This is a genomic window from Pedobacter petrophilus (assembly GCF_009674725.1).
GTDB classification, from domain to species: Bacteria; Bacteroidota; Bacteroidia; order Sphingobacteriales; family Sphingobacteriaceae; genus Pedobacter; species Pedobacter petrophilus.
The window spans coordinates 26,544-41,769 of the sequence record NZ_WKKH01000038.1; the positions used below are offsets into that span (position 1 = coordinate 26,544).

13 protein-coding genes are annotated in these 15,226 nt (G+C 39.1%); 7 read left to right on the forward strand and 6 right to left on the reverse strand.

Annotation, left to right across the window (positions count from 1 at the left end; translation table 11 throughout):
• Positions 1-67: 67 nt before the first annotated feature.
• The 3 genes from nadC (at position 68) to GJU39_RS18365 (ending at position 2,502) form a co-directional block, all read left to right on the forward strand.
• Positions 68-910, forward strand: a complete 843-nt coding sequence (gene nadC, locus GJU39_RS18355) for a carboxylating nicotinate-nucleotide diphosphorylase (RefSeq protein ID WP_154282458.1) — start codon at positions 68-70, stop codon at positions 908-910.
• Between the two features lie 50 nt (positions 911-960).
• A complete protein-coding gene (gene plsY / locus GJU39_RS18360; protein WP_154282459.1) occupies positions 961-1,608 on the forward strand; it encodes a glycerol-3-phosphate 1-O-acyltransferase PlsY in 648 nt (215 codons plus the stop codon).
• Positions 1,609-1,695: 87 nt separating this feature from the next.
• Positions 1,696-2,502, forward strand: a complete 807-nt coding sequence (locus GJU39_RS18365; protein ID WP_154282460.1) for a M48 family metallopeptidase — start codon at positions 1,696-1,698, stop codon at positions 2,500-2,502.
• 394 nt (positions 2,503-2,896) lie between these two features.
• Here GJU39_RS18365 and GJU39_RS18370 read toward each other — a convergent pair whose 3' ends face one another.
• From GJU39_RS18370 to GJU39_RS18385, 4 genes are all read right to left on the reverse strand, one after another.
• The gene (locus tag GJU39_RS18370; RefSeq protein ID WP_154282461.1) at positions 2,897-4,150 is read right to left on the reverse strand and encodes an anthranilate synthase component I family protein; all 1,254 of its coding nucleotides are present in this window, start codon (positions 4,148-4,150) and stop codon (positions 2,897-2,899) included.
• Between the two features lie 248 nt (positions 4,151-4,398).
• Complete coding sequence (locus GJU39_RS18375; RefSeq protein WP_154282462.1) at positions 4,399-5,679, reverse strand: adenylosuccinate synthase; 1,281 nt, start codon at positions 5,677-5,679, stop codon at positions 4,399-4,401.
• A gap of 37 nt (positions 5,680-5,716) precedes the next feature.
• A complete protein-coding gene (locus tag GJU39_RS18380; protein ID WP_154282463.1) occupies positions 5,717-6,211 on the reverse strand; it encodes a Fur family transcriptional regulator in 495 nt (164 codons plus the stop codon).
• Between the two features lie 215 nt (positions 6,212-6,426).
• The gene (locus GJU39_RS18385; protein ID WP_154282464.1) at positions 6,427-8,634 is read right to left on the reverse strand and encodes a RelA/SpoT family protein; all 2,208 of its coding nucleotides are present in this window, start codon (positions 8,632-8,634) and stop codon (positions 6,427-6,429) included.
• Between the two features lie 110 nt (positions 8,635-8,744).
• On the opposite strand from GJU39_RS18385, the gene GJU39_RS18390 reads away from it, so the two are divergent.
• From GJU39_RS18390 to GJU39_RS18405, 4 genes are all read left to right on the forward strand, one after another.
• Positions 8,745-9,359 carry a DUF4294 domain-containing protein gene (locus GJU39_RS18390; protein ID WP_154282465.1) on the forward strand — a complete coding sequence of 205 codons (615 nt, stop codon included), beginning with the start codon at positions 8,745-8,747 and terminating at the stop codon, positions 9,357-9,359.
• Positions 9,360-9,363: 4 nt separating this feature from the next.
• Positions 9,364-9,879 carry a glutathione peroxidase gene (locus GJU39_RS18395; protein WP_154282466.1) on the forward strand — a complete coding sequence of 172 codons (516 nt, stop codon included), beginning with the start codon at positions 9,364-9,366 and terminating at the stop codon, positions 9,877-9,879.
• Between the two features lie 2 nt (positions 9,880-9,881).
• A complete protein-coding gene (gene bshB1, locus GJU39_RS18400; RefSeq protein WP_154282467.1) occupies positions 9,882-10,598 on the forward strand; it encodes a bacillithiol biosynthesis deacetylase BshB1 in 717 nt (238 codons plus the stop codon).
• A gap of 602 nt (positions 10,599-11,200) precedes the next feature.
• On the forward strand, positions 11,201-12,562 hold the full coding sequence (locus tag GJU39_RS18405) for an acyl-CoA dehydrogenase family protein (RefSeq protein WP_154282468.1): 1,362 nt from the start codon (positions 11,201-11,203) through the stop codon (positions 12,560-12,562).
• A 148-nt stretch (positions 12,563-12,710) separates the two neighbouring features.
• Here the strand turns inward: GJU39_RS18405 and GJU39_RS18410 are convergent, their stop codons facing one another.
• Together GJU39_RS18410 and lat are read right to left on the reverse strand one after the other, a co-directional pair.
• Positions 12,711-13,112 carry a hypothetical protein gene (locus GJU39_RS18410; protein ID WP_154282469.1) on the reverse strand — a complete coding sequence of 134 codons (402 nt, stop codon included), beginning with the start codon at positions 13,110-13,112 and terminating at the stop codon, positions 12,711-12,713.
• Positions 13,113-13,114: 2 nt separating this feature from the next.
• Positions 13,115-14,446, reverse strand: a complete 1,332-nt coding sequence (gene lat / locus GJU39_RS18415; protein WP_154282470.1) for an L-lysine 6-transaminase — start codon at positions 14,444-14,446, stop codon at positions 13,115-13,117.
• Positions 14,447-15,226 lie beyond the last annotated feature (780 nt).

A 15,226-nucleotide genomic window follows, 5' to 3' on the forward strand; every position in this document is an offset into this window, starting at 1 on the left:
CGTAATATCTGCCGGTAAATTGCCTGATAACAAATAATTCTTATTTTTGCAGCATAAAACCTATATTTTGGATATTCAACTAATACATCAATTCATAAAAAATGCCCTGGCTGAAGATGTTGGCGATGGTGATCACACTTCATTATCAACAATTCCTGCCGGCACCCAGGGTAGGGCCAAACTCATTATCAAAGAAGACGGCATTTTAGCAGGCATGGAATTGGCGCTGGAAATTTTTGCCACAGTTGATCCTGATTTAAAAGTTAACGTATTGTTACAGGACGGTGTAGCAGTAAAAGTGGGAGATATTGGTTTAACAGTAAGCGGAAGTACACATGCTATTCTGATTGCAGAACGTTTGGTGCTCAATTGCATGCAGCGAATGAGTGGCATTGCAACTAGAACTCACCACATTGTTTCCCTTTTAAAAGATACCAAGACAAGAATTTTAGATACACGCAAAACAACCCCGGGTTTGCGGTATCTTGAAAAGTGGGCGGTAAGAATTGGCGGAGGTGTTAATCATCGCATTGGTTTATACGATATGATTTTAATTAAAGATAACCATGTTGATTATGCTGGTGGAATTGCAAATGCGATTACCTCTACCCAAAAATACCTGTCTGATCATCACAAAACGCTCCAAATTGAAATCGAGGTAAGAAATATAGAGGAATTATCCCAGGTATTGGCTGTAGGTGGTGTTGACCGCATTATGCTTGACAACTTTAACTTTACCGATTTAAAAGCTGCAGTAGCATTAATTGATGGAAGATTTACAACCGAAGCATCTGGAGGGATTACCGAAGAAAATGTAGTAGAATATGCTGCTTGCGGAGTAGATTTTATTTCAATGGGGGCGCTTACACATTCTGTAAAAAGCCTCGACATCAGTTTAAAAGCATTCTAAAAGTGATGTGCTATAAAATTGAAAGCTTATTTTTTGTATCATTGTAGGCTATGGTTACGGTTTATTCGCTCACTGCTTTATTATTTGCGTATCTGTTTGGATCCATACCAACCGCCGTATGGCTCGGTCAGGCCTTTTACGGTATTGATGTTCGGGAATACGGAAGTGGCAACGCTGGTGCAACCAACACCTTTAGGGTTTTAGGGAAAAAGGCTGGCATCGCTGTAATGGTTATTGACATTGCAAAAGGCTACACCGCTACCAATTTGGCCTACATTATTGGTATGTCTGTTACCGGGCCGCAAAATTCAGTTGTTTTTGTTAATTATCAGCTCGCCCTGGGTGTAACTGCTGTAATGGGACATTTATTTCCCGTTTTTGCTGGTTTCAGGGGAGGAAAAGGAGTGGCTACACTTTTTGGAATGATTTTGGCAGTTAACTTCGAAGCATCTATGCTTTGCGTTCTGGTTTTCGTGATTGTATTACTATTAACAAAATATGTTTCATTAAGTTCAATCTGCGCTGGCTTTACATTTCCGCTCAGTGTTGTCTTTTTGTTTCAGGTTTCTATAAAATCAGAAGTGCTCTACGGCATGGTTGTCTGTGTTTTAATTTTAGTTACGCATCAAAAAAATCTCGAAAGATTGCTTAAGGGCAAGGAATCAAAAGTGTATTTGTTTAGGAAGAAAACTAATTAGCAACAAAAACACAATCATTAAACTTATTCAGCAGCTTACTGTATAAAATTCGGTTCGCCTGAAGGGTAACTAAACTAAAACTAAATTATGAAAAAGTTATTTTTAACGGCAAGTCTTGCTGGCATCTTATTATTTAATTCCTGTTCTACTGTTCCATTAACAGGACGTAGTCGATTTGATTTAGTAAGTAATGAGCAGGTTTTACCTATGGCATTTCAAGCTTATAGTACTTTCTTAACAGAAAATAAAACTACTGTATTATCTGCTTCAAATGCACAGGCGCTGAAAGTGAAAACTGTCGGTAATAAACTAATTTCCGCAGTAAAATCATATATGAACAGTAATAACTACGGCAACTTAATCGCTGATTACCAGTGGGAAGTTAACGTAGTTCAAAATAATGAAAAAAATGCGTGGTGTATGCCAGGCGGTAAAATTGTTGTTTATACTGGTATTCTTCCGGTAACACAGGATGACGCTGGTTTAGCCACTGTTATGGGACACGAAATTGCTCATGCGATTGCAGGTCACTCGGCAGAACGCATGTCACAGGAAATGGTTGCCCAGGGAGTTGGCGCTGCCGCGGGTGTAGCGTTATCCAGAAACCCTAAAACACAATCTATCTTCAATACGCTTTATGGTGTAGGTACACCGGTTGCCATGCTGAAGTTCAGTCGTAATCAAGAGTTAGAAGCAGATCGTTTAGGTTTAATTTTTATGGCAATGGCCGGATATAACCCTCAAAATGCCACAAGTTTCTGGAACAGAATGTCGGCTTCATCTGCCGGTGCTCAAAAACCAGCAGAATTTTTAAGTACTCACCCTAGTGATGCAACGCGTATCGCGCAGATTCAAAAATATTTACCTGAAGCACAACAGTATTATAAAAAGTAAGGTTGAAGTTAACAGTTAAAAGGTGGAGAAGATAGCGAAGGGCTAAGTTCTCCACCTTTTTTGTTATAGTTTAGCTGTGAAGTTTGTACATCAGGTAAGGTTAAGGCTTAGGTTGAAGATTTATCAAGGTTTCTAGGCTTTGTTTTCTTTTATAATTAATCTCCTGATAGTGAGATTTTTTGGTAGGTGATGCACTAACCGATATTAAAAGGGCTGAAGGTTGAAAGTAAGGTTGAGAGTTGAGAAGTCAAGGTTTAACAAGGTGCTAAGTTCTTGCCTTTTTGTTAGTAATGTTTTTTCAGCTAGTATGTACTATCGGTTGATTGCCAGTGTTAGCGAAAAAATAATTATTTTTTTTAAAACACCGCCCAGAACAGGCTGTTGCGACTAACGACTAACCTAACACCTTCAGAATCGCACTCGCTTTAAGCAAGCATTCATCATATTCTTTTTCAGCATTGCATTGATAGGTAATTGCCCCGCCAACCTGGAAGGAAAGGTATTTATTGGCTGAGTTATAAAGGATACTTCTTATCACAACATTAAAGTCGAAATCTCCATCAGGACTAATGCAACCGAAAGAACCAGAATACATGCCTCTTTTTGTTTCTTCATATGCTTCAATTAATTCCATGGCTTTGAGTTTGGGGGCGCCCGTCATGGAGCCCATTGGAAATGCATTTCTAATCGCATCAATGAAATGAACATCAGGGTTTAACTCACAGCTAATGGTAGAAATCATCTGGTGCACCTGGGGGAAAGTGTAAACGCCAAATAATTCATCCACTTTAACAGATCCTTTTACTGCCGATTTGGTAAGGTCGTGACGCACTAAATCAACAATCATCACATTTTCAGATTGTTCTTTCAGATCATTTTTAAGCTGATTTTTAATGTTTTCGTCTTCCTGAAGAACATTGCTTCTCTTTGCCGTTCCCTTTATAGGCTGTGAAATAAGTTTGTTATTTCGCTTGCACAAGAATCTCTCCGGCGTAGCCGATAAAATATATTGACTTTTAATTTTAAAATAACCAGCAAATGGGGTGGGAGATAAGCGGTTTAATGCTTCGAAGGTTTGTACAGGGTCTATTATTGCGTTCTCTGCAAAAAACTCCTGACAAAAATTAATTTCATAAATATCGCCGCGTAGAATGTGGTTTTTTAAAGCTTCTATTTTACCCAGGTATTGATCTTTTGATAAACGCTTTTGAATTTTTAATGCCGCTTGCTTCTGATCGTTGCTAACGATGAATTGGTTAATTTCATTAATAATGGAATCATTTCCAATCAGCACATCTATCAAACCGTTTTTAATGCCAATTAAATACTTAGGAACGAAAAAGTACAACTCCGGGAAATTGAGGTAATCAGGATGATTCGAGTCTAAATCTTCAATCTCATTTTTGAGTTCATAATTAAACAATCCAAAAAGCCAGGTTTTATGTGATTTCTGAAAATCCTTTAACTGATCAAATGCGGTTCCGCTTTTGCAGGCCAGCTCCTCCTGAACATCAGCAGCGATTAAGAAGTCGTAGGATGAATATTGATCTTTGTATTGATTCGAATACAGAAGGCAGCAAACCTCGAACTGGTTAGCCCAGCGCAATGCTTTCTGTTTGAAATCAGGTATATTATTTTGGTTTTCCAAGCTGCGGCAAAGGTAAAAATAGCGCTGATAATTATGTGAAATAATTTTATATTGAGGGATTTTATTTAAGATTCATTAATCTCCACAAATTGCCATTTCGAGGAGAACGACAAAGCAATCTCATTAAAAATCATTTTAATACTGGTCAACTTTTGTCAATAACTCTGCTAATAAAAAAAGCAACCCGATTGGATTGCTTTTTGTTTTTATCATCAACCTGAAGTTATTTCAAGATCTATTCTGATGTATTAACGTAATGCTAAAGTTTGTGCTCTATCTGGTCCTACTGAAAGGAATTTAATAGGTACTTCTAATTCTTTTTCCAGGAAGGCAATATAGTCGTTCAACTTCGCTGGAATCTCGTCAACAGCAGTGATTTTAGTTACATCTGTAGCCCAGCCATCAATTGCTTTTAATACTGGTTTTGGTTCGATAGAAATGATATCGTATGGCATGTAATCGATGGTTTCACCATTGTATTCATAGTGCGTACAAGCGTAAATAGTTTCGAAAGTATCCAATACATCGGCTTTCATCATAATTAATTCGGTTACACCGTTTAACATGATGGCATATTTTAATGCAGGAAGATCAATCCATCCGCAACGACGGGCACGACCTGTAGTTGCACCAAATTCATGACCTAACGCGCGTAAATTTTCACCAACTTCATTGTCTAGTTCTGTAGGGAAAGGACCTCCGCCAACACGTGTACAGTACGCTTTGAAAATACCATAAACAGCGCCAACTTTGTTGGGCGCAATACCTAAACCCGTACAGGCACCAGCGGTTGTAGTATTGCTAGACGTTACGAAAGGATAAGAGCCAAAATCAACATCTAATAAAGTGCCTTGTGCACCTTCAGCCAAAACAGCTTTACCTTCTTTTAAATAGCCGTTAACAAAATGCTCGCTATCTACGTGAGGAATGCTTTTTAAGAATTCAATGGCTTCGAAGAATGATGCTTCTTTTTCTGCCAGTTCATATTCAAAACCTTCGTAATGAGACAGGATTTCGGTATGTTTTTCTACCAGTTTAGCATAACGCTCTGCAAAATCCGGGAGGGTAGTATCGCCAACGCGTAAACCGTTACGGCCGGTTTTATCCATATAAGTCGGGCCAATGCCTTTCAGCGTTGATCCAATTTTATTTTTACCCATGCGTGCCTCATTTGCAGCATCCAATAACTGGTGAGTAGGTAAAATTAAGTGCGCTTTACGGGCAATCACCAATTTGCCTTCAGCAACAGGGTCATGACCAGCTTTTTTCAGGTTATCTAACTCTCTTTTTAAAATGATAGGATCGATTACGACACCATTACCGATGAGGTTCATGGTTTTTTCGTTGAAAATTCCGGATGGAATGGTATTTAAAACGAATTTTTTGCCATCGAACTCTAAAGTATGTCCGGCATTCGGGCCACCCTGAAAACGGGCAATAAGATCATATTTTGGACTGAGTACATCAACGATTTTTCCCTTTCCTTCATCGCCCCATTGCAGGCCGAGAAGTACATCTACTTGCGTCATTATTAAAAATTTAAGCTGGTTTTATTTTGTGATTGATTTAATTTGCTGCAGGTTTAGCCGCTTTGGCAGTTTCATTTACTTTTCTCGCCATGCTGCAATCTGAGCAAAAGCCATAAAGGTTTAATGAATGATGTTTCACGTCGAATTTCAAAAGATCGCCAACCATGGTTTGGATCTGGTGAATCCGGGGATCGCAAAACTCAACTACTTTACCGCATTCTATACAGATCACGTGATCATGTTGGCGGTAGCCATAAGACTTTTCGAATTGTGCCATGTTTTTCCCAAACTGGTGTTTGGTAACTAAATCGCATGAAACCAGTAACTCTAAAGTATTGTAAACCGTAGCACGACTTACCCGATACTTTTGATTCTTCATGTGGATATAAAGGGTTTCAACATCGAAGTGATCGTTTCTTGAATAGATTTCTTCCAATATGGCGAAACGCTCTGGTGTTTTGCGTAGATTTTTGTTTTCTAAATAAGCTTCAAAAATCTTGCGAACAAGCTCATTTGTTTTTTGTTCAGACATAGTATTTAAACTCCGTTCAAAGGTAGGTAAATTGTTTGATTGTTATGTTGTTCTATTGTTTAAATGTTATAATAAGTCGGAAGCTGGGAAGTCGGAAGTCCGGTGATTTAAGTCCTTAGTCGAAAGTCCTTAGTCACTTGCAAATTGAACATTATGCCATAAACTTATTAGTCTGCTCTTAAACTTCTGACTCCGGACTAATGACTTCTGACTTTCTAGGCATCAAACCTTGTCACCCCGGTCACCCCTCTAACTTTGAGTAAATTCTTAATTAAGTTTTCCAGGTGTTCCGTATCGTTAACAAAAATCATAATTGATCCATCAAATATTCCTTCATTGGTATCAACTGTGATCGAACGCATATTTACTTTAAAATCTGTAGAAATTACACGGGTAATGTTATTGATCAAACCAACATCGTCAATCCCAACAATTCGTAAACCCGTTAAAAATGTTAATTCCTGCTGTTTATTCCATTTAGCTTTAACTACCCGATAACCGTAATTGGCCATCAGCTGTGCTGCATTCGGGCAATTTGTCCGGTGGATTTTTATGCCATCGCTTACGGTAATAAAACCGAAAACATCATCGCCGGGAATAGGGTTACAACAAGCTGCAAGCGTATAATCGATGCGCTGCATGTCTTCGCCGATGAGTAAAATATCAGATTCGCCACCCTTAATTTTACTCTTAATCCCATCTACCGATAAATTTTCCGGCCGCTCCGGACCACGGCTTTCCACTTCTTTTTCACTGTTGAGGTATTCTTTAATATCCCTAAGCTCGATTTTTCCAAGCGCAACATTTACAAAAAGCTCCTGCGTAGAGGGCAGTTTAAAGAAGTAACTTAATTTCTGCAGATTATCGGTATTGTAAGTAATTTTAAGTGATTTAAGTTTCCGCTCCAGAATTTCCTTCCCGTTATCAGCAATTTTCCGTTTTTCCTCTTTGAGTGATGATTTAATTTTGGATTTAGCTTTCGCCGTCACCACAATATTTAGCCAATCTTCTTTAGGCGTCTGTTTACTGGAGGTAATGATTTCTACCTGATCGCCATTTTGCAACTTATAAGATATAGGTACCAGTTTATGGTTAACCTTTGCACCAATACAGGTTGCGCCCACGCCGGTATGGATTTCGAAAGCAAAATCTAAAGCTGTTGCACCCAAAGGAAGTTGAAGTAAGGCACCTTTTGGCGTAAAAATGAAAATTTCATCAGAGAAAAGGTTCATTTTGAAATCGTCAAGGAAGTCTAAAGCATTTGCCTCAGGATTACTCAACATCTCCCTCACCTTTTGAATCCATTGGTCTAAGCCATTGTCATTACTGGATTCTTTGTATTTCCAGTGGGCGGCGAAACCTTTTTCAGCAATCTCGTTCATCCGCTGTGTACGGATCTGTACCTCTACCCATTGTCCGCGAGGCCCCATTACCGTGGTGTGTAAACTTTCGTAGCCATTTCCTTTCGGTGACGACACCCAGTCGCGCAAACGATCTGGATTTGGGCGGTATAAATCGGTAACTATCGAGTAGGCTTTCCAGCAATCCGCCTTTTCGTTTTCGTAGCCACTGTCTAATATAATTCTGATGGCAAAAAGATCATAAACCTCCTCAAAAGGAATATTCTTCTTCTTCATCTTGTTCCAGATGGAGTGGATGGACTTAGGTCGGCCATAAACATCAGCTACCAAACCTTGGTCATGTACAATTTCATCAATTGGTTCTACGAATTTCTTGATAAATAACGCACGTTCCGCCTTTTTCTCATTAAGTTTTTTAGCGATAAATTTATAGGTATCAGGATCAAGATATTTCATCGAAAGATCTTCCAATTCTGATTTTATGGCATATAAACCTAAACGGTGGGCAAGCGGTGCATATAAATATATTGTTTCAGATGCGATTTTAAGCTGCTTGTGGCGGGGCATAAAATCCATCGTCCGCATGTTATGTAAACGATCGGCAAGCTTGATTAAAATTACCCTAACATCATCCGCCAGGGTAAGCAGCATTTTACGGAAATTCTCTGCCTGCAAGGAACTATTGGTGTCAAAAACACCTGAAATCTTGGTCAGTCCATCGATAATTTTAGCCGTTTTCTTTCCAAATTCACGCTCAATATCTTCCAGGGTAATATCGGTATCTTCCACCACATCGTGCAGCAAAGCACATACAATAGAGGTGGTACCAAGGCCAATTTCTTCGGCAGCAATTTGCGCAACAGCGATAGGATGATAGATATAAGGTTCGCCAGATTTACGACGCATGTCTTTATGGCTTTCCAGCGCCATATCGAAAGCTTTTCTGATTTCTTTTTTATCCCCTTTCTGTAGCGTAGATTTGCTGGCCCGCAATAATGCCCTGTACCTTTTTAAAATCTCCTTCTTTTCCGCCTCTAAATCAATCACTAACTCTGTTTTCATTTGTTTTTTTTGCGTAAAAATTTGCGTCTTATTTATGAATAAAACTTATATTAGTTCTGGTAAACGACTAATATATGAAATAACACCTAACTTTGTTAAAGTATAAATTTATGAATTTTAAAGGGCTAATCATTCTGTTTATTGTCATGATTTTTGGTGTAACGCTAAAAGCCCAGGAGCCTGTAGCACCAGTTTTTCCTAAAATGGGTAAAACGGATACGATTAGGGTGGCTTCTACTAACGATAACGGTGTGATGATTCCCTGGATGCAGTTGCAGGATGTAAGTATTTTCGCAAATAGAAGATGGAAATCTCCGGCAGAGCAAATGGCTTACAACAGGCTGCGCTACAATGTATTGAAGGTGATGCCTTACGCCTTATATGCAAAGCGCAGATACCAGCAGCTGGAAGAAGATATTGCCCGTACGCCTGATAAAAAAGACCAGAAAAAACTGGTTAAGCAATGTGACAAGGAAATTAAAGACATGTTTAACCGCGAAATAAAGGAATTAACGATTACCCAGGGACAAATTTTAACCAAGCTGATTGACAGGGAGGTTGGAAGAACGACTTACGATATTGTAAAGCAAACCAAGGGTGGTTTCGCTGCTTTTTCTTATCAGATTGTTGCCCGCGTGGTTGGTCATAATTTAAAAAGTACTTACAATCCTAATGAAGATCGCGACATAGAATCTATCATTCGCACTTCTGGATTTTATCAATAATATAATGCAGGAAAGCATTCCAAACATCTATTCATTTAAGGTTAAAAAAATCAATGGTGAAGACCAGTTGCTCTCCGCATATCGAAATAAAGTTGTTTTAATTGTTAATACGGCCTCTGAATGTGGTTTTGCGCCACAATTGAAGGAGTTGCAGCAGTTAAAAGATGAAATCAATCATCCCGATTTTGAAATTTTAGGCTTTCCTACCAACGACTTTGGTAAACAAGAACCTTTAGTGGGAAATGAACTTGCTTCGTTCTGCGAAATTAATCATGGCGTTAAATTCCCGATTTTCGATAAGATATTGGTTCGTGGCGAGCATGCCCATCCGCTTTATCAATTTCTGAGCGATAAGAAACAAAATTCGAAACTAAGTTCTAAACCGCGTTGGAACTTCCATAAATACATTTTGAACAGAAAGGGAGAACTGGTAGATTTCTATATGCCTTTTACCAAACCTTTGAGTTCGAAGATTAAAAAGAAAGTTCAGCAATTGCTGAACGAAAACTTCCAGAAATAATCATGAAATTAGATATTTTAGTTATCGCTGTACATCCTGATGATGCAGAACTTTGCTGTTCAGGAACAATTTTAAAGCACATTGCATTAGGCAGGAAAGTTGGCATTGTAGACTTAACCCGGGGCGAATTGGGTACCCGCGGCACCGCCGAAACCAGAGATGAAGAAGCTGCAGATTCTGCCCGGATTTTAGGTTTACATGCCCGTGAAAATCTTCGTTTCAGGGATGGGTTTTTTCAGAATGATGAGTTTCATCGCCTGGAGGTAATAAAAGCGATTCGGAAATATCAACCGGAAATCATTTTGAGTAACGCGCTGGAAGACCGTCACCCGGACCATGGCCGGGCGGGTGATTTAGTGTATGATTCGGTTTTCCTGTCTGGCTTGCCAAAAATAGAGACTGAAATGGATGGAATAAATCAGGCTGCACACAGACCAAGATTATTATTGCAATATATTCAGGATCGTTATTTGAAACCAGATATTATCGTTGATATTTCTGATCATATGGATAAGAAAATTGAGTCTATCAAAGCCTTTAAAACGCAATTTTATAATCCTGATGTAGACGGTTTGCAAACTTACATCTCCTCACCAGAATTTTTCGAAACGGTAATTGGTCGTTCGAGGGAATTCGGAAAAAGCATCGGCGCTACTTTCGGTGAAGGTTTTACTTCGAGGAAATTGTTGGGTGTGGATGATTTGTTTAATTTGAAGTGAGGGCTTAACCGCAAAGAAAAAGAAGTGCTCGCAAAGGACGCCAAGCTGGGTGAAAAGTAAGTTAATGGTAAGGTTTAACCGCAAAGCAAAAGAAGTGCTCGCAAAGGACGCCAAGCTGGGTGAAAAGTAGGTTAATGGCAAGGTGGTTTAACCGCAAAGAAAAAGAAGGTTTCGCAAAGAATGCAAAGTCAGGTGCAGAGCTAAAAATAAAAGATTATAGGCCATTGTTTGTGTCTCTTTGCGTATTCCTTAGCGTGCTCTGCGGTTAAAACTTTTCTACGCCATAGCCATTTTTTCTTTTTTTTCTTTGCGTTACACTTAGCGCCCTTTGCGGTTAAGCTGTGCATATCGCTATCGGTCTAAATCTTCTTCCTTTTCTTTGTGTTACACTTAGCGCCCTTTGCGGTTAAGCTGTGCATATCGCTATCGGTCTAAATCTTCTTCCTTTTCTTTGCGTTACACTTAGCGCTCTTCGCGGTTAAATATTTGCATCCAGATCTTTTTCTTCTTCTTTTCTTTGTGTAACACTTAGCGCCCTTTGCGGTTAAACCACCACCTCCAACAAAATCACCACTCGTTTGTTACTCTCCAAACGAATAATAATGGCGAATATATTCTCTTCACTTAAAAATGCGTACAAGCTTTTCAAACATATAGATTTCGATAAATTGGATGCCTTATCGCGAAAAGTGGATCTGCCAAAAATGGTGGAAACGATTTCCAGTCTGGATGAAAAACAAATTCAGGGCATGATGAAAATGATGGGCGGACCTGGCAAAAAAAGGGAATTGCCCCCAATTGAAGGAGATTTTTATCATCTGGGCGATGAAGCTTTAAAAGATGAAGATCGCCAGTTACAATTAAAGGTACGTGCGTTTTTAGAGAAAGAAGTGAAGCCAATTGTTAATCACTATTGGAACAAAGCCGAGTTTCCATTCGAGATCATTCCAAAACTGGCTGAATTAAATATCTGTGGGTTAACCTACCAAGGTTACGGCTGTCCGGGGAAATCTAACCTGATGGAAGGAATTTTAGCGATGGAAATGGCGAGAATAGATACTTCCATTTCTACTTTTTTTGGGGTGCAAAGTGGCCTGGCGATGGGTTCTATTTACCTGTGCGGATCGGAAGCACAAAAGCAACAATGGCTTCCTTTGATGCAGCAATTTAAAATTATCGGCGCTTTTGGATTAACAGAGCCTGAGGTAGGATCTGCTGCGGCAGGCGGACTGACGACAACTTGTAAAAAAGTTGGAGAAAAATGGATCTTGAACGGACAGAAAAAATGGATCGGCAATGCCACTTTCGCCGATATCTTAATTATCTGGGCACGCGATGAAGGAGATGGCGAAGTAAAAGGGTTCATCGTAAAAAAGGATAATCCGGGTTTTGCCGTAGAAAAAATGCAGGATAAAATGGCCTTGCGTATTGTTCAAAATGGAATCATCACGCTGACCAATTGCGAAGTAGAAGAAGCAGATCGTTTGCAAAATGCCAATTCATTTAAAGATACGGCGAAGGTTTTACAAATGACAAGGGCAGGAGTGGCCTGGCAAGCGGTTGGTTGTGCACGTGGTGCTTATGAAAATGCTTTGGAATACACCCGAACCAGGAAACAGTTTGGAAAACCCATCGCTTCCTTTCAGTTAATTCAGAACCACCTGGTGGAAATGCTTTCTAACCTTACGGCGATGCAAACCTTGTGTTTCAGGCTTTCTCAGTTACAAGATCAGGGATTATTAAAAGACGAACATGCTTCTTTGGCGAAGGTTTTCTGCTCTTTGCGTACCCGTGATGTGGTGAGTAAAGCCCGTGAGGTAATGGGTGGAAATGGGATTTTGCTTGAATATAACGTGGCCCGTTTCGTAGCCGATGCCGAAGCCATATATTCTTATGAAGGTACGAAGGAAATTAATACGTTGATTGTTGGCCGGGCAATAACAGGATTTTCGGCATTTGTGTAGTTTGGTTCAATAGTATTATTGGTTCATTGGTGTCATTTGTTCAATAGAGCGCATTGGATTTAAGTAGCGTTTTATAGAAAGTCTGTGGTTTGAAATGCGGGTGTAAATCAATGATCCGTTTTCACAGATCATTGATTTACTTTATTTGCTAAAAAGGATTTTTATTAAATGCTACCTGGCTCATGGCACTTTTCTCATACAAGGCAATGCAAGTTTTATTAAATGCAGGATCGAAATTGACTGTGCCCGGGTGTAAGGTTTTCGGCACATTTGAATTTTCCATAAAGAAGTAAACCTTAGTACTTCCATATTTGGTGTGCGGCATCAGGTTGCCATAATCTTCCAGCTCTTTCCAAACGGAATCTTTAACCGTAACCACATAAATACGCTGAACGGGCCCCGTATTATTCGCATTTCTAAATTTTGCCACTTCTGTGAAGCCGGCTTTCATATCTTCAACCCCTGGTTGATTAAGCGTATCCTTAACCATAAAGAAAACCAGAATTAAAACGATTGCGGTGATGATATAAATCAGCGATTTTCTACTCATGCCTACAATAAAGGCAATATTTTTTCCATAACCGTCAAGCCTTCGTCAATATGTTTTTGTTCAATGCAGAGCGCGGGGCGGAAACGGATTGTTCTATCGCCACAGCCTAGAAACATCACGTTCTGTTCCAGTCCTTTAGCAATAAAGGTATTGCGCATGTCTTTATTTGGAAAGTCGAATGAGCAAAGTAATCCACGTCCGCGAACGTTGTTCATCTGATCAAATTTTTGTGCAAGATTTGCTAAATTTCCTTTCAGATAATTACCAACGGTTTCTGCATTTTCGCAAAGCTGATCATCTGCTACAATCTGCAAAATTTGCGATGAACGGACCATATCCACCAGATTACCGCCCCAGGTAGAATTGATCCTGCTTGGGATGTTGAACACATTGTTTTCTACTTCGTCTACTTTATTGCCAACCAGGATGCCGCAAACCTGCATTTTCTTTCCAAAGGCAAGGATATCCGGTCTGGCTTTTTCACTAAAATTCTGGTGACACCAGAATTTGCCTGTAAGGCCAACACCGGTTTGCACTTCATCGTAAATTAAGAAGGCTTCATTTTCATCGGCTAAGGTTTTCAATTGAATGAGGAATTCTTCGCGCAAGTGATTGTCGCCACCTTCAGATTGAATGGGCTCTACAATAATGGCACAGATCTCATCTTTATTTTCTGCAAAAGTTTTTTTGATTTGAGCGATAGAGAGCTCTTCTGTCTCAATGGCATGAGCTAAATGCGCACCCGAAAGCGGAAATTTAACTTCGGGTACTGATACTCTTGGCCAGTCGAATTTGGCGAACCATTTTGTTTTATCGGGGAGGGTATTCGTTAAGCTTAAGGTGTAACCAGTTCTGCCATGAAAGGCTTTTTCAAAATGCAATACCTTGAAACCTTTTTCTTCGGTATATCCCTTGGCAAAGTTTTTCTGTACTTTCCAGTCCATGGCTACTTTAATGGCATTTTCCACGGCCAGGCCTCCACCGGCAATAAAGAATGCATGAGGCAGGTAATCAGGGATGCCAACTTTAGAGAAGGTTTCTAAAAACTGGGCATATTGTTGGGTATATACATCAGAATTTGATGGATTTGCCATTGCAGCAAGCAGTAAATTCTTTTTAAAGTTTTCGTCATTTACCATTTTAGGGTGGTTATATCCTAAAGGTACAGAGGCAAAGCAGGTAAAAAAATCAAGCAGGGTCCGGTTGTGTTTACTATCATAAATGTAAGCACCATGACTCTTTTCCATGTCGTAGGTAAGGTCGAAACCATCGGCCAAAATGTGCTTACTTAAAGATTCCTTTACTTGATCGGCAGGTACTGTTAACTGATACATAAATTGGGTTTTGGTATAATTCAAATTTAGTAAAATGTGCCTGTAATCAAAATTTAAGCACTTTTTATATCCCGTCACCAAAAAATAGGTTTAAACAGTTTAAAGTATGATTATAGACAAAAATCAATTTCAGGCCAGGGAGATGTGGAAAACTTTTTATCGGAATAGTCTAACCAAAGGGCATTTCGGAGTGAAATTGTAGGAGATCATGACGGTAGATTCTAACCAGTCTAATAAAAATGCTTGAGGGGTATTCAATTAGGATGATAGCGACTTAAATGGAAATCTGATGGTATCTTAAAAGAATACAGATCCGCTTAATGTTGTAGAAAAGTTATTCATAAATTGAATTTCATCATGATAAGTGTAACTAAGTTATCTATTATCCAATCAAGATCAAGATTAGATTTAGACTCTGACGTTCCGTTTAATATAATTGATATGAGCACAACAATTAAATATAAAAATGAACTTAACAGTTTTGTGAGTATACAACAGGTTCAAGGATTATAAATGAGATCACTAGTACAATTATCAATGATAATAGTATTACTAAGTTTTCATTAGCAATTTATTTTAATAAACAAGTAAAGTATGGTTTTACTTCTTGGGATTGGGAAGAGTATTCTGTAAGATGCTGAATCAAGTTCAGCAGGACGATTCTTCGATAGCAATATGCTGATACGAGCGCTATAGCCACCTCGTCATCGTAAGTTTGTATAAATAGGTTTTGAGAATTGCTGACAGGATATAATTTTGTTCAGCATAAAAGATCCAGCA

Coding starts and splice junctions, on each gene's coding strand:
- plsY (WP_154282459.1), top strand. CDS start 961: ATGGTTACGGTTTATTCGCTCACTGCTTTATTATTTGCGTATCTGTTT.
- GJU39_RS18390 (WP_154282465.1), top strand. CDS start 8,745: ATGAATTTTAAAGGGCTAATCATTCTGTTTATTGTCATGATTTTTGGT.
- GJU39_RS18395 (WP_154282466.1), top strand. CDS start 9,364: ATGCAGGAAAGCATTCCAAACATCTATTCATTTAAGGTTAAAAAAATC.
- GJU39_RS18410 (WP_154282469.1), bottom strand. CDS start 13,112: ATGAGTAGAAAATCGCTGATTTATATCATCACCGCAATCGTTTTAATT.
- GJU39_RS18385 (WP_154282464.1), bottom strand. CDS start 8,634: ATGAAAACAGAGTTAGTGATTGATTTAGAGGCGGAAAAGAAGGAGATT.
- GJU39_RS18365 (WP_154282460.1), top strand. CDS start 1,696: ATGAAAAAGTTATTTTTAACGGCAAGTCTTGCTGGCATCTTATTATTT.
- GJU39_RS18380 (WP_154282463.1), bottom strand. CDS start 6,211: ATGTCTGAACAAAAAACAAATGAGCTTGTTCGCAAGATTTTTGAAGCT.
- GJU39_RS18375 (WP_154282462.1), bottom strand. CDS start 5,679: ATGACGCAAGTAGATGTACTTCTCGGCCTGCAATGGGGCGATGAAGGA.
- lat (WP_154282470.1), bottom strand. CDS start 14,446: ATGTATCAGTTAACAGTACCTGCCGATCAAGTAAAGGAATCTTTAAGT.
- bshB1 (WP_154282467.1), top strand. CDS start 9,882: ATGAAATTAGATATTTTAGTTATCGCTGTACATCCTGATGATGCAGAA.
- GJU39_RS18405 (WP_154282468.1), top strand. CDS start 11,201: ATGGCGAATATATTCTCTTCACTTAAAAATGCGTACAAGCTTTTCAAA.